The 204-nt window shown below is 60.8% G+C and carries 1 protein-coding gene; it reads right to left on the bottom strand.

What is annotated here, in order from left to right:
- Positions 1–185: enoyl-CoA hydratase-related protein (locus QZH66_RS18125; protein WP_305807191.1), on the bottom strand; the 185-nt coding region annotated here is incomplete at its 3' end.
- Positions 186–204 lie beyond the last annotated feature (19 nt).

Below are 204 nucleotides of genomic sequence, written 5' to 3'. Positions count from 1 at the left end.
AAGGCTTTTTCGCTGCCGGTGAGGATGATGCAGCCGATTTGTGCGTCGGCGTCGAAGGCCTTGAGCGCCTGGCCCAGTTCGTCCATGAGCTGGTCGTTCAGCGCGTTGAGCTGCTTGGGGCGGTTGAGCGTGATGATGCCGACCTTGTCGGCTTCGGTGCGCACTTCGATCATTGCGTAGGCCACGGGGATCTCCAGTCGTTGT

Origin of the sequence: Stenotrophomonas sp. YIM B06876 (assembly GCF_030711595.1) — a bacterium.
Lineage (GTDB): Bacteria > Pseudomonadota > Gammaproteobacteria > Xanthomonadales > Xanthomonadaceae > Stenotrophomonas.
The sequence above is the reverse complement of the archived record's forward strand: the minus strand, read 5'-3'. Positions and strand labels throughout refer to the sequence as shown.